This window comes from Allobosea sp. 05T439, from assembly GCF_056396005.1.
Map to the genome: position 1 here is coordinate 76,899 of NZ_JBFTKP010000009.1, position 21,748 is coordinate 98,646.

The 21,748-nt window shown below is 65.4% G+C and carries 25 protein-coding genes; 10 read left to right on the top strand and 15 right to left on the bottom strand.

The features are described from left to right. Positions 1 to 31: 31 nt before the first annotated feature. From AC1DIO_RS12760 to AC1DIO_RS12780, 5 genes are all read right to left on the bottom strand, one after another. Positions 32 to 301, bottom strand: a complete 270-nt coding sequence (locus AC1DIO_RS12760; RefSeq protein ID WP_043237212.1) for an usg protein — start codon at positions 299 to 301, stop codon at positions 32 to 34. A 220-nt stretch (positions 302 to 521) separates the two neighbouring features. Beyond that, positions 522 to 2,123, bottom strand: a complete 1,602-nt coding sequence (locus tag AC1DIO_RS12765; protein WP_441506180.1) for an NTP transferase domain-containing protein — start codon at positions 2,121 to 2,123, stop codon at positions 522 to 524. Continuing rightward, entirely contained in the window at positions 2,120 to 2,812 is a 693-nt protein-coding gene (locus AC1DIO_RS12770) for an XdhC family protein (protein WP_113514162.1), read from the bottom strand. Before AC1DIO_RS12770 ends, AC1DIO_RS12765 begins: the two co-directional genes overlap by 4 nt. A 3-nt stretch (positions 2,813 to 2,815) precedes the next feature. Continuing rightward, positions 2,816 to 3,445 carry a LysE family translocator gene (locus AC1DIO_RS12775; protein ID WP_441506181.1) on the bottom strand — a complete coding sequence of 210 codons (630 nt, stop codon included), beginning with the start codon at positions 3,443 to 3,445 and terminating at the stop codon, positions 2,816 to 2,818. Continuing rightward, the gene (locus AC1DIO_RS12780; RefSeq protein WP_476853476.1) at positions 3,445 to 3,768 is read right to left on the bottom strand and encodes an XdhC family protein; all 324 of its coding nucleotides are present in this window, start codon (positions 3,766 to 3,768) and stop codon (positions 3,445 to 3,447) included. The genes AC1DIO_RS12775 and AC1DIO_RS12780 overlap by 1 nt, the downstream gene beginning before the upstream one ends. A 210-nt stretch (positions 3,769 to 3,978) precedes the next feature. On the opposite strand from AC1DIO_RS12780, the gene AC1DIO_RS12785 reads away from it, so the two are divergent. Both AC1DIO_RS12785 and AC1DIO_RS12790 read left to right on the top strand, forming a co-directional pair. Continuing rightward, a complete protein-coding gene (locus tag AC1DIO_RS12785) occupies positions 3,979 to 4,302 on the top strand; it encodes an esterase/lipase family protein (RefSeq protein ID WP_441506182.1) in 324 nt (107 codons plus the stop codon). A 71-nt stretch (positions 4,303 to 4,373) separates the two neighbouring features. After that, entirely contained in the window at positions 4,374 to 4,625 is a 252-nt protein-coding gene (locus AC1DIO_RS12790; RefSeq protein ID WP_441506183.1) for a hypothetical protein, read from the top strand. On the opposite strand, the gene AC1DIO_RS12795 is transcribed toward AC1DIO_RS12790, so the two are convergent. The 7 genes from AC1DIO_RS12795 to AC1DIO_RS12825 form a co-directional block, all read right to left on the bottom strand. After that, positions 4,622 to 5,824: a vWA domain-containing protein gene (locus AC1DIO_RS12795; RefSeq protein ID WP_476853477.1), complete on the bottom strand. Its 1,203-nt coding sequence runs from the start codon at positions 5,822 to 5,824 to the stop codon at positions 4,622 to 4,624. The two genes, AC1DIO_RS12790 and AC1DIO_RS12795, sit on opposite strands and share 4 nt — an antisense overlap. A gap of 54 nt (positions 5,825 to 5,878) precedes the next feature. Next, positions 5,879 to 6,253, bottom strand: coding sequence for a nuclear transport factor 2 family protein (locus AC1DIO_RS12800; protein WP_162768090.1), 375 nt, complete (start codon positions 6,251 to 6,253; stop codon positions 5,879 to 5,881). A 108-nt stretch (positions 6,254 to 6,361) separates the two neighbouring features. After that, positions 6,362 to 7,270: an AAA family ATPase gene (locus AC1DIO_RS12805; protein WP_113514152.1), complete on the bottom strand. Its 909-nt coding sequence runs from the start codon at positions 7,268 to 7,270 to the stop codon at positions 6,362 to 6,364. A 30-nt stretch (positions 7,271 to 7,300) separates the two neighbouring features. After that, positions 7,301 to 7,684, bottom strand: coding sequence for a RidA family protein (locus AC1DIO_RS12810; protein ID WP_441476659.1), 384 nt, complete (start codon positions 7,682 to 7,684; stop codon positions 7,301 to 7,303). A gap of 79 nt (positions 7,685 to 7,763) precedes the next feature. Next, positions 7,764 to 8,567 (bottom strand): FAD binding domain-containing protein, encoded by an 804-nt coding sequence (locus tag AC1DIO_RS12815; RefSeq protein ID WP_441506185.1) that lies wholly within the window; start codon positions 8,565 to 8,567, stop codon positions 7,764 to 7,766. Positions 8,568 to 8,584: 17 nt separating this feature from the next. Next, positions 8,585 to 10,948: a xanthine dehydrogenase family protein molybdopterin-binding subunit gene (locus tag AC1DIO_RS12820; protein WP_441506186.1), complete on the bottom strand. Its 2,364-nt coding sequence runs from the start codon at positions 10,946 to 10,948 to the stop codon at positions 8,585 to 8,587. Between the two features lie 84 nt (positions 10,949 to 11,032). Next, complete coding sequence (locus AC1DIO_RS12825; RefSeq protein WP_113514142.1) at positions 11,033 to 11,533, bottom strand: (2Fe-2S)-binding protein; 501 nt, start codon at positions 11,531 to 11,533, stop codon at positions 11,033 to 11,035. Between the two features lie 358 nt (positions 11,534 to 11,891). On the opposite strand from AC1DIO_RS12825, the gene AC1DIO_RS12830 reads away from it, so the two are divergent. After that, the gene (locus tag AC1DIO_RS12830; protein ID WP_441506187.1) at positions 11,892 to 13,235 is read left to right on the top strand and encodes a methyl-accepting chemotaxis protein; all 1,344 of its coding nucleotides are present in this window, start codon (positions 11,892 to 11,894) and stop codon (positions 13,233 to 13,235) included. A 106-nt stretch (positions 13,236 to 13,341) separates the two neighbouring features. Here the strand turns inward: AC1DIO_RS12830 and AC1DIO_RS12835 are convergent, their stop codons facing one another. Next, positions 13,342 to 13,794, bottom strand: a complete 453-nt coding sequence (locus AC1DIO_RS12835; protein WP_069880024.1) for an SRPBCC family protein — start codon at positions 13,792 to 13,794, stop codon at positions 13,342 to 13,344. Positions 13,795 to 13,960: 166 nt separating this feature from the next. Between AC1DIO_RS12835 and pcaB the strand changes: the two genes are divergently transcribed. Genes pcaB through pcaC form a run of 5 tightly spaced genes read left to right on the top strand, consistent with a single transcriptional unit; the run spans position 13,961 to position 18,192 of the window. Beyond that, complete coding sequence (gene pcaB, locus AC1DIO_RS12840) at positions 13,961 to 15,325, top strand: 3-carboxy-cis,cis-muconate cycloisomerase (RefSeq protein WP_441506188.1); 1,365 nt, start codon at positions 13,961 to 13,963, stop codon at positions 15,323 to 15,325. Position 15,326: 1 nt separating this feature from the next. Beyond that, on the top strand, positions 15,327 to 16,586 hold the full coding sequence (locus AC1DIO_RS12845) for an aconitase X (RefSeq protein WP_441506189.1): 1,260 nt from the start codon (positions 15,327 to 15,329) through the stop codon (positions 16,584 to 16,586). After that, positions 16,577 to 16,987, top strand: a complete 411-nt coding sequence (locus AC1DIO_RS12850) for an aconitase X swivel domain-containing protein (RefSeq protein WP_441506190.1) — start codon at positions 16,577 to 16,579, stop codon at positions 16,985 to 16,987. The genes AC1DIO_RS12845 and AC1DIO_RS12850 overlap by 10 nt, the downstream gene beginning before the upstream one ends. Positions 16,988 to 17,006: 19 nt before the next feature. After that, positions 17,007 to 17,786 carry a 3-oxoadipate enol-lactonase gene (gene pcaD / locus AC1DIO_RS12855; protein WP_441506191.1) on the top strand — a complete coding sequence of 260 codons (780 nt, stop codon included), beginning with the start codon at positions 17,007 to 17,009 and terminating at the stop codon, positions 17,784 to 17,786. 10 nt (positions 17,787 to 17,796) lie between these two features. Next, positions 17,797 to 18,192, top strand: coding sequence for a 4-carboxymuconolactone decarboxylase (gene pcaC, locus AC1DIO_RS12860; RefSeq protein WP_441506192.1), 396 nt, complete (start codon positions 17,797 to 17,799; stop codon positions 18,190 to 18,192). 7 nt (positions 18,193 to 18,199) lie between these two features. On the opposite strand, the gene AC1DIO_RS12865 is transcribed toward pcaC, so the two are convergent. Next, on the bottom strand, positions 18,200 to 18,718 hold the full coding sequence (locus AC1DIO_RS12865) for a flavin reductase family protein (protein WP_441491450.1): 519 nt from the start codon (positions 18,716 to 18,718) through the stop codon (positions 18,200 to 18,202). Between the two features lie 145 nt (positions 18,719 to 18,863). Continuing rightward, entirely contained in the window at positions 18,864 to 19,562 is a 699-nt protein-coding gene (locus tag AC1DIO_RS12870) for a GntR family transcriptional regulator (RefSeq protein WP_441506194.1), read from the bottom strand. Between the two features lie 509 nt (positions 19,563 to 20,071). Between AC1DIO_RS12870 and AC1DIO_RS12875 the strand changes: the two genes are divergently transcribed. Continuing rightward, positions 20,072 to 20,398 carry a cupin domain-containing protein gene (locus AC1DIO_RS12875; RefSeq protein ID WP_476853478.1) on the top strand — a complete coding sequence of 109 codons (327 nt, stop codon included), beginning with the start codon at positions 20,072 to 20,074 and terminating at the stop codon, positions 20,396 to 20,398. Beyond that, positions 20,395 to 21,627, top strand: a complete 1,233-nt coding sequence (locus tag AC1DIO_RS12880; RefSeq protein ID WP_441506196.1) for an NAD(P)/FAD-dependent oxidoreductase — start codon at positions 20,395 to 20,397, stop codon at positions 21,625 to 21,627. The genes AC1DIO_RS12875 and AC1DIO_RS12880 overlap by 4 nt, the downstream gene beginning before the upstream one ends. The last annotated feature ends 121 nt before the right edge of the window (positions 21,628 to 21,748 follow it).

Here is a 21,748-nt window from a genome sequence, read left to right on the forward strand (position 1 = left end):
TTTGCCCAACAAGCGCCCTTGGCGCAGACGCTCAATGCAGCGTCAGCACGCCGTTGACGTTTACGATCTCAGCCGGCCTGAGCAGACGCGAATGCGCAACGACCACTGAATGCAGCGGTCCATCGAGTTCACGACGCCAGAAGTCGAGGAAATCGCGGAGCACCGGAAAGCGCGGCGCCACATCATAATGCTGCCAGATGAAAGTCTGCAGCACACTGGGATGATCCGGCATGCGATAGAGGATCGTCGCCGTGGTCAGTCCGTAGCCCTTGAGCTGCTTTATGAAGTCCTCTGATACCATCGCCCCCTCCCTCGTCGCGATGCGATGAAAGTGTAGCCGATTTCTTGAGGCTGCGCCTGCCTGGTTAACAAAAGCCTGCAAAACCAATGCCAAAGCGACAGCACATCGCCTGCATCCGCGACCATCGTTGGTCGCCGCGGCGCGAGCGGGCCCCCCGCGTGGCTGCGCGTATCTAGGTTACAGCGTACAGCCCGCGGGCAATGTCAGGTCTACCAGGGCTCTATCCCGTCAGTGCCTTCAGGGCCTCAGGCGTATCGACATCGATCGCAATCGCGGGATCGTCGAGCGGCACCTCCACGACCGACTCTCCGGCGGCGTCCAGCAGGCGGCGAGCCCCCTGGTCGCCCGAGAGGCGCTCCACCGCCGGGAAAAGCGCACGCGACAACAGCGCCGGGTTGCCGCGCTGACCGAACAGGGTTGGCACCACGGCGAGAGCGTCGGGCCGGTCGGCGAAGGCCTCGGCCAGCCGATTGATCACCTGCGGGGTCACGTTCGGCATATCGCCGAGCGAGACCACCGCACCCGGGACATCGTCCGGCAAGGCTCTGAGGCCGGCGCGGACCGAGCTGGATAGGCCGGCCGCGAAATCGGGGTTGTCCACAAATGCGACATCGAGCCCCGCGAGCGCMGCCCTGACCTCGGCCGCCTGATGCCCGGTGACCACCAATACGGGCGCAGCGCGGGAGGCGAGCTGCGCCTTCACGGCATGACGAACGAGAGGCTCGCCACGTACCGTCTGCAGCAGCTTGTTGCATTCCCCCATCCGGGTCGAGCGCCCGGCCGCGAGCACAAGCCCGGCAACGGGTGCCACAGCCTGATGGCCAGGTGCACGCGGCTGCGGCCGCGTGACGATCTCCATCAGCAGGCCGCCGACCCCCATCTTCTGAATGTCCGCACGGGTCACGGGAACACCGGCTAGCGCGCGCTGCAGCACCCAGTCGAACCCATTCTCCTTGGGCGAACGGGCGCAGCCCGGCGCGCCGATCACCAGCTTGCCGTCAAGATCACCGAGCAGCAGCAGGTTGCCGGGGTCGACCGGCATGCCGAGATGTTCGATGCGGCCGCCTGCCTCTTGCAGAGCCAGCGGGATCACGTCGCGGCGATCGGTGATCGCCGAGGCACCGAAGACGACGACGATATCGGCAGGTCCCGCCACCGCCCTGCGGATGGATTCCGCGAGCGGCCCCGATTGATGCGGCACACGCTCGTCCGATTCGACCCTTGCACCTGCCGGAGCAAGACGCTCCGCCATTACCCGCAGCGTCTTGTCGACCACCGAAGGCTTGAGACCGGGCAGTAATGTCGAAACCACGGCCACCGATTTGAGGTGGTATTCGGTGACCGCGATCGGCCGGATCGCTCCGATCCGCCCGATCGCGTCGTCGACGCGCTGACTCGGGACGCCATAGGGAATGATCTTCACGGTGGCGACCATTTCGCCCGCAACGACCGCTCTGAGGGCTGGCAGCGTCGCGACGGTGATGGCCTCGTCGATCGTGTTGAAGGCGTCGAGCGCCGGCACGTCGAGCATCAGAACACCCGCAGTCGCGGCAAAGAGATTGACCCTGCCGGTAAAGGGAGCCTCGGTCACCACGCCGCGCCCGGCGAGCGCCCGGGCAAGACGTTCGGCAGCCACATTCTCGTCGACGTCGCCGGCTTCGAGCTGGACTGCGACCAGTTCGGTGACGCCAGCTCCCGCCAGGCGGCGCGCATCATCCTCCGTGATCGTCGCCCCCTTGCGGACGATGACCTCGCCTGCCCGCACCGAATGCGCCGTAACGGAGCCGACGGCATCGGCGATAGCGACCGGGCCGAATTTCATGAGAGTGCCCTGCGCGGGCCACGCAGTGTCATCACGATCTCACCGAGAATGGCGAGCGCGATCTCTGATGGAGAGACCGCGCCGATGTCCAGGCCGATCGGCGCATGGATGCGGGCCAGCGTCGCCTCATCGAAGCCAGCCGCCGTCAGGCGCTCGATGCGCCTGCCATGCGTCTTCCGGCTGCCCAGCGCCCCGATATAGAAGCAGTCCGAGCGCAAGGCCGCCTCCAGCCCGGGATCGTCGATTTTCGGATCGTGGGTCAGGGCGACGAAGGCGGTATAGCTATCGAGGCCGAGCTGCTTGATCGCTTCATCCGGCCACTCCGGCAGCAGCGTCACGTCGGGAAAGCGTTCGGGCGTAGCAAAGGCGGTCCGCGGATCGATGATGGCGACATCGAGATCCAGCAACTTCGCCATCGGCGCCATCGCCTGCGAGATATGCACCGCACCGGTGACCACGACGCGCGGCGGAGGCACCTGCACGGTCAGGAAGTAACGTGTCCCCTCCGTCTCGACCGTACCGCTCTTGCCGGTACGCAATTGCTTGTCGAGCAGGCCAGCCAGCGGATCGGTCGCGAGATCGGCCTCCCCTACCAGCCGTTGAGCACCGCTGCCGATATCAGTGACCAGCACTGCGGCACGGCGGGCGGCGCGCTCGACATTGAGCGCGGAGAGCAGCGAAAGATCCATGCCTCAGCCCCTGTCGGTCGCAAGCTTGACGCCAAGGCCGATCATCAGAGAACCACCGAGCCAGCGGCCGAAGGCAAATCCGGACTTGGTCTTCTTCATCGTCTTGACGACCGCCGATGCTCCCAGCACCGTCACGAAATCGGCCGAGGAAAAGGCGAAATTCACGATCGTGCCGAGGATCAGGAACTGCGCCCAGACCGGCAGGGACGCCGCGGGGTTAACGAACTGCGGCAACAACGCGATGAAGAACAGCGCCACCTTGGGGTTCAGCACCTCGACGATGAAGGAATCGAGCAACGCCCGTTTCACGGTCTTGGGCGGCGAGACATCGACATCCGTTCCGCCGAGCCTGGAGCGGATCATGCCGATGCCGAGCCAGACCAGATAGAGCGCGCCGGCGAGCTTCACCGCGACATAGAGTTCCGGCACATGCTTGAACACGGCCGAGAGGCCGAAGGCAGCTGCGATGACATGCAGGTAGCAGCCGAGATGGATGCCCAGCATCGCCATGAAGCCAGCGCGGCGGCCATGAGTAATCGTCTGCGCCGCCGTGTAAAGCAGAGCCGGGCCGGGGAAATAAGCGACAGCGATCGTCAACACCGCGAAGGCGGCAAGTGTTTCCCAGGAAGCCATCAGTGCACCTTCTCGACATAGACCMGAATGCGACCGCCGCAGGAGAGACCGACCTTCCAGGCCGTCTCGTCCGCGACGCCGAATTCAAGCGTGCGCGCCTGTCCATCGGCGATGACGTCGGCAGCCTCTTCCACCACGGCGCCCTCGACGCAGCCTCCGGAGACCGAGCCGAGGAAATTACCCTCTTGATCGATGACAAGATGCGAGCCCACCGGGCGGGGGGCGGAGCCCCAGGTCTCGATCACAGTGGCAAGCGCCACGCCGCGCCCGGCCTTGGCCCAACTCTCGGCCGTGGCGAGAATATCGGTGTCGGTACTGATCATGGCTATCGGTCCCTGTTCGGCCCGCGGCGCCGGAGCGCAGTTTAGACGCACCGCATCATACGCGCGAGCGGGCCGCGAGCCCCGCCTACTTAAGCATAGTCGCCGCAGGTTTCGAGCATGCGGCGGGCATCCGGATGGCGAAAACACGTGCCCCTCCTCGACCTACGGTAACGATCCCTCTATCCAGCGCGCAGTAAGGCATGGCGGCCCATGGACGGCATCGTTCTACTGCACGGCATTGCGCGGCGCTCCGGATCGCTCTCGGGGCTCGAACGCATTCTGAAGGCCGATGGCTACGGGACCCTGAACCTCGACTATCCCGCGCGCAGCAACGGCCTCGACGACATTGCCTCGCAACTGCATGAGCCGATCGCGCGCTTCAGCGGCGGGCTCGACGGCCGACTGCATTTCGTCACTCATTCGATGGGAGGGCTAGTGGCGCGCTCCTATATCACCCGCCACCGCCCAGAGCGGCTCGGCCATGTCGTGATGCTGGCGCCCCCCAACGAGGCAGCGAGATCGCCGATCTGCTGAAGGGAAACCCGCTCTATCGCGCGTTCTTCGGTCCGGCCGGCGCGGAGCTGGTTACGGCAAGGCCGGAGCAGTTGCTCCGCATCCTCGGCCCAGTCGACTATCCGCTCGGCGTGATCGCTGGCCACCGCTCGTTCTATCCACTCTCGTCCCTGCTATTGCCGCGGCCAAATGACGGCCGGGTCTCGGTTGTGCGCACCCGCGCCACCGGGATGAGCGATCACATCACGCTGCACGCGACACATCCACTGATCATGCGCAACCGCGAGGCGATCGAGCAGACGCGGCACTTCCTACAGCATGGCCGCTTCAGCAGACCCGCCTAGCCCGCCTTCTTCAACCACAGGCGTGGATCACTTCTCCGGTCTGCGTCCGGCGAGAGTGCGGCGCAGAGATCAGCCATCGCCGCGAGGTTGTGAATCGGCCTGAACGAATCGACATGCGGCAGCATCGCCCGGATGCCGCTGGCCCGCGCCTGAAAGGCATCGAAGCGCAGCAGCGGATTGAGCCAGACGAGCTGGCGGCAGGAGCGGTGCAGCCGGTCCATCTCGAAGGCGAGCTCGCCATCGAGATGTCGCTCCAGCCCGTCGGTGAAAAGCAGCACGATCGCCCCGCCCGAAAGCACGCGCCGCGACCAGACGCGATTGAAGCTGTGCAGGGCATCGGCAATGCGGGTGCCACCTTCCCAGTCCGGCGCTGCCCTGCCGGCAAGGGCCAGCGCCTCGTCAGGGTCCCGCGCCCTCAGGCCCCGCGTGACATTGGTCAAGCGCGTGCCGAAGACGAAGGAATGCACCCGGCGGCGCTTCTCCGTGATCGCGTGCAGGAAATGCAGAAAGATGCGCGAATACTCTGCCATCGAGCCCGAGATATCGACGAGCGCGACCACCGGGGGATGGATCTCGGCGCGCTCGCGAAATGCGAGGTCGATCGAGCCGCCTCCCCCCCTGAGCGAACGCCGGAAGGTGCGGCGTGGGTCGATGCGCGCGCCGACATGCGATGCCTGGAAACGCCGCGTCGGCACGGTATCCCGCGGCAGGCGCAGCTCGGACATCAGCTGCTTGGCCTTGGCGATCTCCGCCGCACTCATCTGGGCGAAGTMGCGTGACTTCAGCATTTCGCGATCGGAGACGGTCAGGCGCGCCGAAAGCTCGGTCAGTTCGACCGGGGGTTCGTCATGCTCGTCTCGCGGCGGAGCAAATGCTTCAGCGACCCGCAACGCACCCGCTTCCGCCTTCTCCGGCTGACTATCCGCCCCCGGAGAGACGGGGGACATTTGCGCCATGATCTTCTCGATCAGATTGCGCCGCCGCCAGAACAGACGAAAGGCCTGGTCGTAGATCACGCTGTCCTCGTGCCGCTTCACGAAGATCGCATGCAGCGCCCAGTAAACGTCGTCGCGTGCACCGAGCGCACCATCCGCCAGCGCCTCGACGGCCTCGACCACCGCCCCCGCACCAACGGGCACACCGGCGATGCGCAGCGCCCGCGCGAAATAGACGATGTTCTCAGGCAGCTTGCCGGTCACGAGGTTCTCACCGTCATGGTAGACGCGGATCGCCGGCCAGGGCTTGCCGCGCGATCACGCAGCGGTCTCGGTCATGAAGACCTTCTGCGCAATGACCCATTTGCCGTCGACTTTTACGAAGGAGAGCAGATCCGTGAAATAGCGCGGCGGCATCTGGCATTTTAGCTTCACCAGAGCCAGGGCCGGGCCCACGAGATCGATGGTCAGGATATGGTCGCTGCGCTCCATCCCAGCAGCCTTCGGAGACTGGCGATTGCGCACGGCCTCGAACCACTCGGCGCGCGGCACGATCTTCAGTTCGCCGTGGAGCGATTGGGTCAGTGCGCTTGTCGGATGAAAGATCTGGCTCAGCTTGCCGACATCGCCCTCATAGAGCCCGTCGAGATAAGTCCAGGTAGCGGCTTCGATCGCCTTGATGTCGTCGTTCATCGCTTGCTCCATCATGCGCGGGCCGGTCCCGCGCATCCACCTGCTGCGACGCGAATGAGAGGAAAGACCTGGGTCGGTACACAAGGCCTGTCCTCACGGCAGGCGCGCCTATCCCCGCACGTCGGCCTTCACCTGGTCCAGCAGTTCCTTCACCTTCGAGCCCTGCATCGCCTGGATGTCGTCCTGGTACTTGAGCAGCGCCCCCAGCGTGTCCGAGACGATCGCGGGGTCAAGCGCGACTGCGTCGAGTTCGACCAGCGCACTTGCCCAATCGAGTGTCTCCGCGACGCCCGGCGCCTTGAACAGCTCCTCCTTGCGGATCGCCTGCACGAAGGCGACGACCTGCTTTGCCAGCTTGGCCGGGGCCTCCGGTGCGCGCGCTTTCAGGATGGCAAGCTCGCGAGCCGTGTCGGGGTAGCCGACCCAGTGGTAGAGGCAACGGCGCTTCAACGCGTCGTGGATCTCGCGTGTACGGTTCGAGGTCAGGATMACGATCGGCGGCTCCGCCGCCTTGATCGTGCCAAGCTCGGGAATCGTCACCTGCGCGTCGGCCAGCACCTCGAGCAGGAAGGCCTCGAAGGCCTCGTCGGTGCGGTCGAGTTCGTCGATCAGCAGGATTGGCGCCCCGCCCTCCTGCGGCTCCAGCGCCTGTAAGAGCGGGCGCTTGACCAGATAGCGCTCCGAGAAGATGTCGGATTCGAGTCGGGCACGATCCCCCGCAGCGCCACCCGCCTCCGCGAGACGGATCGCCATCATCTGGCCCGCATAGTTCCACTCATAGACTGCGGAGGCGAGATCGAGCCCCTCATAGCATTGCAGCCGGATCAGGCGCCGCCCGAGCGCGGCCGCCAGCACCTTGGCAATCTCGGTCTTCCCCGTGCCGGCCTCGCCCTCCAGCAGGAGCGGTCGCTTCATGCGCAGAGCCAGATAGAGCACAGTCGCCAGCGCCCGATCGGCGACATAGCCCTGCGATTGCAGGAGAGAAAGCGTGGCGTCGATGGAACCGGGAGTTTTCAAGGGCTTCTCGCGACAAAAGAGCAGAGCCGGTCAGGCGGCAGCTATGGCCTCGATCTCGAGAAGCCAAGCCTCGTCGAAGATCCCAGCGATGACGACGGAGAGCGCAACCTTCCGGTCGCCGAGGATCTCCTTGCGCGACTGCCGGCTCTCGGCGGCATAGCGGCGATCGGAGAGAAAGGTCGTGACCTTGACGAGGTTGTCGAGCGTCATGCCGGCAGCGTGCAACTGGGCCTCGATATTGCGCCAGACCAACCGTGATTGCTCGGCAAAGCTCTCCGGCACCGTTCCATCGCGCGTGCTCGGAATCTGCCCGCTGATGTAGAGCTGTCGGCTCGCGCCGGAAACCAGCAGGGCCTGGGCATAGCCGCCGGCTGCTTCGGGCGCTTCGGGCGCCGTGATGACCATCTTGTCCATGTTCCGCTCGCAACCAGCCAATCAGCAAAAATCCTCCCCTGTGTGGGGGAGGATTCCGTCGCAGGTCAATCGGCTTCGGCTATTTGCCCGTCGCCCTGGCAACCGCTTCCCGTGCCATCACGCCAATCAGATGGGCCCGATACTCGGCATCGGCATGCATGTCGGCATTGATGCCCTTGGCCGTGTGCTTGATGCCATCGAGAGATTTCGCAGCGAACCGGGCCTTCAGGGCGGCCTCGGCCTCCGGCCAGCGGAAAACGCCGCCTTCGCCGGCTCCCGTCACCGCGACACTGACCTCCGAGCCCCGCTTGGCCACGAAGACGCCGACCAGTGCATAGCGGGAAGCCGGGTTGCGGAACTTGGCGTAGCCCGCCTTCGACACTAGCGGGAAGGAGATCCTGACAACGATCTCGCCCTCCTCCAGCGCCGTCTCGTAGAGGCCGGTGAAGAACTCTTCGGCCGTGAGCTTGCGTTTGTTGGTGACAATGGTGGCGCCGAGCGCCATGAGCGCCGCCGGATAATCCGCCGCCGGGTCGTTATTGGCGACAGAGCCGCCGATCGTGCCACGATGGCGCACATGCGGGTCGCCAATATGCGAGGCGAGATAGGCCAGCGCTGGGATCGCCTCCCGGACGACAGCCGAGTCCGCCACTTCGGCATGGGTCGTCATCGCACCGATGACGACATTGCGCCCCTTGCGCTCGATGCCCTTGAGATCGGCGCAACCGCCGAGATCGACGAGGTGTGTCGGCGACGCGAGGCGCTGCTTCATGGTCGGCAGCAGGGTGTGCCCGCCGGCCAGCAGCTTGGCATCCTCCTTCTTGGCGAGGAGGCCAGCGGCCTGGCGGGCCGTGGCCGGGCGATGATAGGTGAAAGCGTACATCGTGTTGTCCTTTCAGATCACTCGGCGGCCATTCGCTTGATGCTCTTCTGCGCTGCGCGCCAGACCACCTGCGGCGTTGCCGGCATGGTGACCTCCTCATGGCCGAGCGCATCGGTGATGGCGTTGATCACGGCCGGCGGGGAGGCAATCGCGCCCGCCTCGCCGCAGCCCTTGATGCCCAGCGGGTTGGACGGGCACGGCGTCACCGTCATGCCAACATCGAAGGACGGCAGATCGTCCGCGCGCGGCATGCAGTAATCCATGAAGCTCGCAGTCACGAGCTGGCCGTCCTGATTGTAGCGCGCCCCTTCGAGCAGCGCCTGGCCGACGCCCTGGGCAATGCCGCCATGGACCTGGCCCTCGACGATCATCGGGTTGATCACGATGCCGAAATCGTCGACGGCCGCCCAGCGCTCGATTCTGGTGATGCCGGTCTCGGGATCGATCTCGACCTCGCAGATATGGACGCCGGCCGGGAAGGTGAAGTTCGTCGGATCGTAGAACGCACCTTCCTTCAGCCCCGGCTCGAGATCCTGCCCGTTGAACTTGTGGGCGACATAGGCCTGCAGCGCACAGGAGCCGAAATCGAGCGTCTTGTCCGTGCCCTTCACGCGGAAGTTGCCATCCTTGAAATCGATATCGGCCTCGTCCGCCTCGAGCACATAGGCCGCGACCTTCTTGCCCTTGGCGATGACCTTGTCGACAGCCTTGGCGATCGCGGACATGCCGACCGCGCCCGAACGGGAGCCGTAGGTACCCATGCCCATCTGCACCTTGTCGGTGTCGCCATGGATGATCGAGACATTCTCGATCGGGATGCCGAGCCGGTCGCTGACGAGCTGGGCAAAGGTCGTCTCATGGCCCTGGCCGTGGCTGTGCGAGCCGGTCAGCACCTCGACGGTCCCAACGGGGTTGACCCGCACCTCCGCCGATTCCCACAGGCCGACGCCAGCCCCCAGCGAGCCGACCGCAGCCGACGGTGCGATACCGCAGGCCTCGATATAGGAGGAGAAGCCGATGCCACGCAGCTTGCCGTTGCGGGCCGAGTCGCGCTTTCGCTTGGCGAGCCCCTTGTAGTCGATGATCTCCAGCGCCTTCTTCATCGAGGCAGCATAGTTGCCGGTGTCGTACATCATGATCACCGGCGTCTGATGCGGGAACTTCTTGATGTAGTTCTGCATCCGGAACTTGGCCGGATCCTTGCCGAGTTCGCGCGCCGCAATCTCGACCAGGCGCTCGACCACGAAGGTCGCCTCCGGCCGGCCGGCGCCTCGATAGGCATCGACCGGAGCCGTGTTGGTGTAGACCGCATCGACCTCGCAATAGATCGCCGGGATATCGTACTGGCCCGACAGCAACGGGGCGTAGAGATAGGTCGGCACCGAGGACGAAAAGGTCGAAAGGTAGGCGCCGAGATTGGCCGTCGTCTTCACCCGCATGCCGATCATCTTGCCATCAGCGTCGGTCGCGAGCTCGGCATGGGTGACATGGTCGCGGCCATGCGCGTCGGAGAGGAAGGCCTCGGTACGGTCCGAGGTCCATTTCACCGGCCGGCCCACCTTCTTGGCGGCCCAGACGCAAACCGTCTCCTCGGCATAGATGAAGATCTTGGAGCCGAAGCCGCCGCCGACATCCGGCGCGACGACACGCAGCTTGTTCTCCGGCGCAATGCCGATGAAGGCGGAAAGGACGAGCCGCGCGACATGCGGGTTCTGGCTCGTTGTGTAGAGCGTGAAGGCGCCCTCGCCCTGGTCGTAATCGCCGACAGCCGCGCGCGGCTCCATCGGGTTCGGCACCAGGCGGTTATTGACGAGGTCGAGCTTCGTGACGTGCTTGGCCGCCTTGAACGCCTTTTCGGTCGCAGCCTTGTCGCCGAGATGCCAGTTAAAGACCGTGTTGTCGGCAGACTCGGCATGGACCTGGGTCTTCGAGCTCGCGGCACTCGCCGTGTCGACCACCGCCGGCAGCACGCCGTAATCGACGTTGATCGCCTCAGCCGCGTCCCTGGCCTGCGCCAGCGTCTCGGCCACCACGACCGCGACATGGTCGCCGACATAGCGGACCTTGCCCTGCGCCAGCGCCGGGTGCGGGCCGGCCCGCATCGGCGAACCGTCCTTGTTATGGATCATCCAGCCGCAGATCAGCCCACCGATCTTATCGGCGGCAAGATCCTCGCCTGTATAGATCCCAAGCACGCCCGGCATCGTCGCCGCGGCCTTGGCGTCGATCCTGTTGAGCGTGGCATGGGCATGCGGCGAACGCAGGAAATAGGCGTAGGTCTGGCCCGGCCTGTTGATGTCGTCGGTGTAGCGGCCCTGGCCGGTGATGAAACGGTGATCTTCCTTGCGGCGGACAGCGGCGCCGATTCCGGTTGCGGACATGGTGTTCCCTCCTCGCACAGCGCCTCTGGCGGACGCCTCATGGCTTGAGAACCGGCCTGCGCGGGAGCGCGCCGGCCGAAGGCGTCACTCGGCAGCCTTGCGCGTCGGCGTCGCCGCCTTGCCCATCGCCTCCGCCCCGGCAGCGATCGCCTTGACGATGTTGTGGTAGCCCGTGCACCGACAGATATTGCCATCGAGATCATCACGGATCGTCGCTTCATCGAGCGAATGGCCACGACGGCTCACCATATCGACCGCAGCCATGATCATGCCTGGAGTGCAGTAGCCGCATTGCAGGCCGTGATGCTCGCGAAATGCCTCCTGCATCGGATGCAGCACGCCGTTCACGGCGAGCCCTTCGATCGTCGTCACCGTGGCGCCATCGACCGAAAGAGCAAGCGTCGTACAGGACTTCACGGCTTTGCCGTCGAGATGGACCACACAGGCACCGCACTGGCTGGTGTCGCAGCCGACATGCGTACCGGTCAGTCGTAGGTTCTCGCGCAGGAGCTGCACCAGCAGGGTGCGAGGATCAACATTCGCGGTGACGGCCTTGCCGTTCACCGTCAACGAAACCGTGGCCATGAGCACATCTCCTGGGACCCTACGTCCGGCGCCCGGCCAGTGACCCTCCCAGCCACTGAAATCCGGAGCCGGAGCCGTTCGCGAAACCTCTAGCCTCATCAGGCAGTTTTTTCTTGGAACAGCTCGAAACGGAATGTGGACCCGGGATTTTGCGCGGTCAAGCGCGATGGCGACAAGATGAAGCGGCGATTTTGCGGACTTTGAGTGCTGTTTTCGCCAAGCATCAACGCTGCACTGCAACAAACACACGCGTACGAAAACGCGCGCGAGAACGGCCTGCATTCGCAGAATGTTAACGCCGGAGATCACAGCTTTGCTGATCGCTATCGAAGCCTTGCTCGGGATCATGAACGTGTCGGTGTCGACCATCTCTGATCAAATCCAGCGGCGCCTGCGCGCCATCGGCTTCGACGAGGCCCAGCGCGAGCGCCTGCGAAGCTATCGCTCCATTGTGGACCGTGTGATCGAGGGCCTCGTGGCCAAGGATTTTGCCCGTGCCTTCGTGATCCATGCGCCCCTGCGCAGCACGGTGGAGCCCGTCGCCGAAACGCTCTATCCGGCCGAAGCCGCACATTTCAAGCAGCTGTTCGATGGAGAGTTCGGCGAAGCCTATTGCAATTCGATCGAGCGCTTATGTGTGCTGGAGCGCGTGGCCAAGGTCGGTCCACGCCCGCGGGTCTCGATCGCCTTCGCATTGTACCAGGCGATCTCGGTCGCCAGCCGTTGGCGCCTTGTCCTGTCGCCGAAGAAGGTGGGCCGCGATCTCTACATCATCGAGCGGATCCTGACCTACGACATCAATACCGCGATCACGATCGATCAGCAGATCGAGGCTGGCGAGGCCGAACGGCGCGGACAGGCCCTCGACAACGCCGCTGCGCTGATGAAGTCCCGCATCGGTCAGCTCGATACGACGATCAGCGGCGCGGTCGACCAGTTCGTCTCGACCTCGTTCGAGACGACCGAAGCCACCACCTTCATCAAGAATCAGATCGGTAGCCTCGCCCACGCCTCCGCCCTCGTGCGCGAAAAGGCGATCCAGACGGCTGCCGCCACAGAAGAGATGTCGGCCAATATCGCCGAGATCGGACACCGCGCCCGGCAAAGCCTCGCGATTGCCAATCGGGCCGTCGACGACGCGGAGGCGATGAATTCGGCCGTCGCAAGGCTGCGCGAGGTCACCGGCAGCATCGGTACCGTAGTCGGGCTCATCGCCGATATCGCGGCACAGACCAATCTGCTCGCGCTGAACGCAACCATCGAGGCCGCACGCGCCGGGGAGGCTGGCCGAGGCTTCGCGGTCGTCGCCTCCGAAGTGAAATCGCTGGCGACCCAGACCGCCAGCGCGACGCAGGATATTGCCCGGCAGATCGCCGAACTGGCCGCCAGTGCCGAGGTCTGCGGCGTCCGCTCTGCGTCGATCGGCAAGACGATTGGTGAGATCAGGGGCGATTCCGAAGCGATCTCGGATGCCGTCGCCCAGCAAAGCTTCGTCACGACCAGCATCGCCCGCGATGCGGCCGAGGTCGCAAACAGCTCCGACGAAGCCATCGCCAGTGCGACCGCCGTCAATGACGGACTTGCCACGACGGCAAGAGCGCTCGAGCGTGCCAACACAGCCGCGTCGGACATCGCGCTCCAGATCGGAGCGGCGGAAGCGTCCGTCAGCGAGGCTCTCGCGTCGCTGCGCAAGGCCTCGTAGATCACCGAACCGGATAGTGTATCCGGTTCGGTGATCTAACCTCCTGCGTTTGCATCGGATTTTCCGAGAACCGCATCCACGTTTCGGGCCGATGCTTTGGGCGCGCTCAGCCTTCGCTGACCGCCTTGGCGAAATTCGCAAAGAATTCGTCGGCAAGCTTCTTCGAGACCGAATCGATCAGTCGGGATCCAAGCTGCATCAGCTTGCCGCCGACCTGCGCCTCGACCTCGTAACTCAGCAATGTCTGCCCTGCTTCCGCGTCACTGAGCACGACCTTGGCGCCGCCCTTGGCGAATCCGGCGATCCCGCCCTCGCCCTCGCCCGCGATCCGGTAGCCATTCGGCGGATCGAGATCGGCAAGCTCGACCTTGCCGCGGAAGGTCGCCTTCACCGGCCCGAGCTTGACCTTCACCACCGCCGAGAAATGCGTATCGTCGTCCTTGGTAAGCTGTTCGCAGCCGGGAATGCAGGCCTTCAGCACCTCGGCATCGTTGAGCTTTGCCCAGACCACATCCTTGCTGGCGGGTAAGGTGACCTCGCCATTCATCGTCATCGCCACGGCGTCACTCCTCCATCTTGGCTGCGCCGAACGGCCCATATTGCGGGCGAGCGCGCCTCGGGTCTATCCAAGGACCCATTGGTCTATCCTTGATCGGAAAGCGCCAGCCTAGACAAGGGGAGCGAGCCTGCATTGCGCCACGCATTTCCGAACACGCGGAGCCGCCATGACTGACCTGCCCGGTCTCTATGGCGAGCTCTTCGCCGATCACGAGATGGCAAGCCTGTTCGAAGACCGGGCACTTCTGCAAGGCATGCTGGATTTCGAGGCCGCGCTCGCTCGCGCCGAAGCGGCCGCCGACGTCATCCCCGCGGCCGCCGCCGACGTGATCGCGGCGGCCTGCAAGGCCGAGCTTTATGACATCGGCGCCATCGGCAGGGCCGCGACTCTTGCAGGCAACCCCGCAATCCCGCTGGTCAAGCAATTGACCGCCCAGGTCGCTGCGGTCGATCCGGAAGCGGCCAAATGGGTGCATTATGGCGCAACCAGCCAGGATGTGATCGATTCCGGCCAGGCCCAGCAATATCGCACGGCCTACCGGCTGATCCTCCGGCGCTCCGCCCGTCTCGCCCACGCCCTCGCCGAACTGACGAAGCGCCATCGAAACACTCCGATGATCGGGCGCACCTTCCTCCAGCATGCCGTGCCGATCAGCTTCGGCGTCAAGGTGGCGCAGTGGCTTGGGCCGATCGTTCGCTTCCATGACGATTTCATGATCTACGGCCAGGCTTCGCATCAGTTGGGCGGAGCAGCCGGGACCCTGGCCTCGCTCGGCGACAAGGCTGAAGCCGTGCTCCAGAATTTCTGCAGGACGATGCCGGCGATCGGCGCAGTCCTGACGCCCTGGCACACGGAGCGGCACCGGCCGGCGCGGATCGCGGCCGAGCTTGGCATCGTCCTGGGGCATCTCGGCAAGATCGCCCAGGACACGGCGCTGATGGCGCAGACCGAAATCGGCGAACTGGCCGAGCCGGAAGCGCCCGGAAAGGGCGGCTCCTCCGCCATGCCGCACAAGCGCAACCCGGTGCTGTGCACGCTGATCCTCGCCGGAGCGAAGCGCGCTCCGGGGCTGGTTTCGACCATGCTCGCAGCGATGCCGCAGGAGCACGAGCGCGCCATGGGCGGCTGGCATGCCGAATGGCGCACGCTTGCCGAACTCTTCATCATCGCCGGTACGGCACTCCATCAAAGTGTGGCGCTGATCGAGGGCCTGCAGGTCTTTCCGGAACGGATGCGGCAGAATCTCGAGCTCACCCACGGCCTGGTCATGGCCGAGCGGGTTTCGCTCGCGCTTGCGGCGTCGATCGGCCGGGCCGAGGCGCATCACCTGCTCGAGGAGGCAAGCCGCGACTGCGTGGCCAGCGGCAGGCATCTCAAGTCCATTCTCGCCGAGCATCCGGCGCTCGCCGGCCGCCTTGGTGAAAACGAACTCGACATCTTGTTCGATCCGGCGACCTATCGCGGAGCGAGCGACTGCATCATCGACCGGATACTCGCGCTCTACGAAGAAGAGCGCGAGTATATGGACTGACATGCTGCAACTGACCGACGAGGAGCGGGCGATTGCCTCCGGCGCGCGAGGCGGTGGCTCAGCGATGGCCTTGCGTATCGTCGCCGAAGCCGCTCGCCTGATGGGTGCACGGAGGTTGATACCCGTTGCCTCGGCCCATATCGACGGCGCGCTCTACCACGGTGATTCCGGCACGCTCTTCGCGGAGAAACTGGTCGAGGGCGGCGCCAGGGTCGCTGTGCGGGCGACGCTGAATGTCGGCTCCCTCGCCCCCGCCGGCTGTGCCGTGATCCGCCTCGCCGCACATCAGCGCGATATGGCGGCCCGCATGATGCGCGCCTATGAGGCGATGGGCTGCGAACCGAGCTGGACCTGTGCGCCCTACCAGGCCGGACACCGCCCCGCACAGGGCAGCGACGTCGCCTGGGGCGAGTCGAATGCCGTCGTCTTCTGCAACTCGGTGCTGGGCGCGCGCACCAACCGCTATGGCGATTTCCTCGACATCGCCTGCGCGATTGCCGGGCGCGCCCCGGATTACGGCCTCCACCGCGCCGAGAACCGTGTCGCGGAGTTGCTGCTCGACGTCGGAGGGCTCTCGAAGGAGCTGCGCCGGTCGGATGTGTTCTATCCCGTGCTCGGCACCTTTCTTGGACGCGCTGCCGGGAGCACGGTCGTCGTCATTGAGGGGCTTCAGGATTGTACGACCGAGGACCGTCTAAAGGCGCTCGGTGCGGCTGCTGCCTCGACCGGAGGCGTCGGCTTGTTTCATGTCGCCGGTGTCACGCCCGAAGCTCCTGATCTCGCCACGGCACTCGGGGACCGCCCCCCGAAACAGCGCATCGTGCTGACGCATCTGGAGGTGCAGGCGACCCTTGCGCGGCTCTCCACGGCAGGCACCACCGACCGTATCGACGCAGTCGCGATCGGCTCGCCACACCTTTCCCTGAAGGAGATGGGTGAGCTGGAAAACCTGCTCGCGGACCGCACGCTCTCTCGCCCGCTTTACGCCAATACCGGTCGCCACGTGCTCCAACCTCTGGAAGCGCAGGGGCGCCGCAAGCGCCTGGAAGCCGCCGGCGTCATCTTCGTCGTCGATACCTGCGTGGTGGTGACGCCGATCCTGCCCGAGATCGAAGGCGCGGTGCTGATGACGAACTCCGGCAAGTTCGCGCAATATGCACCGGGCAATACCGGCTACGCCGTGACCTACGGCTCGCTCTCCGAATGCGTCGAGAGCGCCGTCGCCGGTCGCCTCGTCAGGGAGCCCCGGACATGGTCTTGAAGGGCGAAATCCTGATCCCCGGCGGCGACGTGAAGGGCGAGTGCCTGGCGCTCAGCGCAGCAATCAGCTTCTGGGGCGGCGTCGATCCGCGCACGGGCATGATCATCGATGCGCGCCATCCCGAGCGAGACCGCAACATCGCTGGCACTGTGCTCGCCCTGCCCGGCACGATCGGTTCGTCCTCTGCCTCGGCCGTGCTGCTCGAACTCGTCCATGCCGGGAACGCGCCCGCGGCGATCCTGATGGATGCGCCCGATGCGATCCTGCTGCTCGGCCTCGTCGTCGCGCGTGAGATGGGTTGGCCGACGCCGCCGGCTCTGCGGCTGCCCGCATCGCAGCAAGCGGCGCTTGCAGGTAAGACGCTTCTGATCAGCAGCGACGGCAACATCGCGGTACAATAGGCCAGGGAGAGACAGGACGATGCCGATCGAGACCATCCGGGGCGAGCCCTTCAATATCCGCTTCGACGGGCCTGAGGACGCACCTGTCCTGATGCTCTCGAACTCACTCGGCACCGATCTGCACATGTGGGATCCGCAGATTCCCGAATGGACCAAGCAGTTCCGCGTCCTGCGCTACGACTCGCGCGGCCATGGCAAATCGACGGCGCCAGACCGGCCCTATTCGCTGGCCGAACTCGCCGGCGACGCGATCGGCATCACGGACCATTTCGGCCTGGACAAGGTGCACTGGTGCGGCGTGTCCATGGGCGGAATGGTCGGGCAATGGCTCGCAACCCATGCCCCCAGGCGGCTCCACCGCGTGGTGCTGGCCAACACCTCCGCCCGGATGGGACCGCCCGATCTCTGGAACGGCCGCATCCGCAATGTCCGCGCCAATGGCATGGGGCCGCTGGTGCAGTCGACGCTGGAACGCTGGTTCAGCCCGGGTTTCCGCGAGCGCGACGGAAAGACCGTGGAGGCCGTGAGTGCGATGCTCACGACCACGCCACCGCTCGGCTATGCGGGCTGCTGCGCCGCGATCCGCGACATGGATCAGCGCGAGGCGATCTCGGCAATCGTCCTGCCCGTGCTGGTGATTGTCGGCGCGCTCGACCCGGCCACACCGCCCGCCGTCGGCCAGCAGATCGCCGATTCCATCCACGGTGCAGAGCTTGTCACGCTCGATGCCGCCCATCTCTCCAATCTCGAGCAGCCCGAGGCCTTCGGCCGGGCTGTTCTCGACTTCCTGAACGCCTGAGGAGGCCGCCATGGACGACGCCACCCGCTATGCCAATGGCATGAAGACCCGCCGCGCCGTGCTTGGTGAGGCCTATGTCGACAAGGCCAGTGCCGGTGTCACCGAGTTCAACCGCGACTGGCAGGAGTTCATCACCCGAACCGCCTGGAACGACATCTGGAACCGGCCGGGGCTGATCAAGCGTGAGCGCTCGCTCATCGTGCTTTCGATTGCAGCCGCGCTCGGCTCCTGGGGCGAATTCCGAATCCATGTCCGTGGCGCATTGAACAACGGATTGACGCGCGACGAGATCAAGGAAGTGCTGATGCAGACAGCGATCTATGCCGGCGTGCCAGCCGCCAATCACGCCTTCAAGGAAGCGGCCATCGTCTTCGCCGAGGTCGCCGAGGAAGCCGGAGAGGTCTGACGGCCCTTCAGACCTCGGAGAAGCCGCGCCGCCGGTAGACCAGCCCGCTGCCCTGGCCCCGGCCGCCGATCGCCACGACCTCTCCGATCAGGATGCGGTGGGTCGCGACACGGTGCACCTCGATCAGCCTGCAGTCGAAGGCGACAAGCGAGCCGACGAGTGCCGGCGCTCCGGTCACGAGCGTCGTCCACTCGGCCGTCGCGAAACGGGCCTCGCCTTCGATGCCCCGACGCCGCGCAAAGATCTCGGCGAGATCCCCGTCATCGCCCGCCAGCGTGTTGATGCAGAAAGTCCCGCTCGCCTCGATCGCGGCGAGCGTGCGGCTGATGCCGTCGACACAGACCAGCATGGTCGGCGGCGCGTCGGACACCGAGGCGACCGAGGTCGCAGTCAGGCCCGCGCGGCCCGTCGTGCCCCGCGTGGTGACGATATGCACGGCGCTCGTGACCTGCGCCATTGCCTGACGGAAGGCCGGCGCATCAGGAATGGCCGTTACATGGGGCACGGCCTGGAACGTCTTGGTCATCAGCCCGATCTGCAGGAATGGAGGTCTTCGCCGGCTGATGTAGGGATTTTCCGGCGCGATGGCCAGCGCACAGCCGCAATGTCATGCCGTCATGGGCTCCACGGCCCTCGAAATAGATATATCAATGGCGCGCGCCCCTCAATTCTCAGTCGCGGCCGAGCGTCGCCAGCAAGCCGGCGCGCAAGTGCTGCATCAGGGCATCGCTGGCTGCACTCGCCGCGGCAGGATCCTCCGTTGCCAGGGCCTGGGCGAAGGCGACATGATGCCCCGCCGCGGGCACCAGATCGTCCTCGCGCTCGAAATAGTACCAGGCGCGCCGGATCAGGGCCTGCAGCGGTTCGACGGCGCGTGTCGCATAGGGGCTGCGTGCGGCGGCGGCGACCGCCGCATCGAGCTCCTTGTCGAGCCGCATATAGGCATTGGCATCGCCGGCCTCGGCTGCAACGCGCATGGCGCGCGCCTTCTCGATGATGACGATGCGCTCGCGCGGACTCGCCCGCTTCGCCGCATCCGATGCGATCAGCCTCTCCAGCACCTCTCGCGCATCCAGAGCAGCCATGATGTCGATGGCGTTGATGCCGGTGACGACGACGCCCTTGCGCGGCAGGATGTCGACCAGCCCCTGCTGTGCGAGGCGGATCAGGGCCTCGCGAACCGGCGTGCGCCCGACCCCGACGAGATCGATCAACTGGGCTTCGGTCAGCACCGCGCCGGGCCTCAGGGAGAGCGTCACGATGGCCTCCTCGAGACGGCGATAGGCGGTCTCCGAGAGGCTCGTCGCAGCGCCGGGCGGAACACGCACATCCGTCTCGGGAGGCAGCTGGGTTTCTTCGTTGGAGCGCATGCTCATTTCGCTCCCGCGGGACGGAAGGCGAGGATTGACGCGACATCCAGCATTGATATATCACCATGACCGATACGGGCCGGCCGCAGCCGCAATGCAATCTGCAAGCGAAACGTCCTCATACGCAAGAAGCATTCTGCGATGACGAAATGCATCAGCGCCCTGCCTTCCGGACCACCAGGCTCACGCCCCACTGACGAGCTCGACTTCGCCGAGATCGCCCCGCGCCGATCGCTTCGCGGCGCATATCGGCGTCGACGATCTCTCGCCAAATCTGGTTGCAGGGCCGAGACCGGAGCAATCCGTCGCTGGACCTATTCGCGGCTCGACGTCGCGGCGCGACTCGGCCAGAACATCAAGCTGGTCGAGGCGGCGGTGATCAACTCGCGTGATCGCCACATGTATCGCACGGGAGGGTGCGGAGCGCGCCTGCCTTGCGGCCGTCGTCAAGGCAGCGAAAGCCAAGTGGCTAGCCTGCCGAAACTCTGATCCATTCTCCGGGAGGTACCGTGGCCTTTACCTGCACGACACCCGCCGTTCCAACCGTCCAGCAGGACGACGAGACGATCCGCATCACCCGTTGGGACTTCGAGCCCGGTGCCGTGACCGGCTGGCACAGCCATGGCTGGCCCTATTTCGTCATCATGCTGTTCGACGGCACGCTGCGCATCCATGACGGGACGAATGTCACCGACGTTCCGTTGGCTCAGGGCCAGGCCTATATGCGCCCGGCCGGCATCCAGCATGACGTGATKAACGGCTCGGACCATCCGATCGCCTTTATCGAGATCGAGGTGAAGAAGCCGGGCGCCCTGAAGGAGCTCAGCCTTTCATGAAGATCGCGATCGTCGGAGCAGGCATTGTGGGCATCGCCACTGCGCATGCCCTGCTTGACGACGGTCACGAGGTTCTGATCATCGATAAGGAAGGGCCGGCCTTCGGCCCTTCACGCGGCAATGCCGGCTGGATCGCACACACGGACATCCTGCCGATTGCGAGCCCGAAGAACCTGCGGCAGGTGCTGAGATTCCTGGCCGATCCGCTTGGACCGCTCGCCATCCGCCCTGTCTATCTGCCAAAGCTCCTGCCCTGGCTCGTCCGCTTCATCCTGGCCGCGCGCCCAGCCGCCTATGAACGCTCGATCCAGGGCCTCGGCGCCCTGCAGCAACAGGCGTTGCCGGCCTGGCTGAAACTGGCCCAGACCACGCATCTCAGCCGCCACATTCATCGCAATGGCGGTCTCTACGCCTTCACCGACAACGCCGCCTTCGCGGAAGCTAGGCGTATTGCGCAGCGGCAGGCCGAATTTGGCATCAAGGTCGAGATGATCGGCCCTGACGTGCTTCGCCAATTCGAACCCGCCCTGAAGGACCGCTTCGTCGGAGCAGCGTTCCACCCCGAGACCGCCCATATCAGCGACCCGCTCGAACTGTCGCTCGCCCTTTTCGAGGCGGCGCTGGCGCGCGGCGCCCAATTCGAGAAGGCCGAGGTCATCAACCTCTCAATGGCCGCGCGCCCTGCCCTGATCGGCCGCGACGGCTGGCAGCGCGTGGTCGACCGCGCCGTGATCGCCGCAGGAGCCTGGTCGAGGCCGCTCGCTGCCGCTCTCGGAAACGCTGTGCCGCTCGAGACCGAGCGCGGCTACAATGTCAGCTTCCCCGGCAGCACGGGGCTGACATCCCGGCCCATCGGTTTCGAAGGGCATGGCTTCGTCATGACCCCGCTCGACAGCGGCTTGCGCATTGGCGGCGCGGTCGAGTTCGGTGGCCTCGATGCACCACCCAATCCCGCGCGGACGCGGGCGCTCTATGATAAGGCCGCCAACCTCGTCGACGGCTTGCCTGCCTTCGGCAGTGGCCGTCTCTGGATGGGTTTCCGGCCGTCATTGCCGGATTCCCTACCGGTGATCGGCAAGGCAGCGCGCAACCCAAGCGTCGTGCTCGCCTTCGGACACGGCCATTACGGCATGACGCAATCTGCGGTGACCGGCGGCCTCGTCGCCGATCTGATCGCCGGTCGCCCGTCGGCGATTGATCTCGGCCATTTCAGCCCGAACCGGTTCTGAGGGGCGGCATGGCTGATCCCGACCTGATCATCCATATCAATGGTTGGCCGGGCTGCGGGAAACTGACCATCGGCCGCGAGCTGGCGAAGCGGCTGGGCGCGCCCCTCACATCCCCCGACGC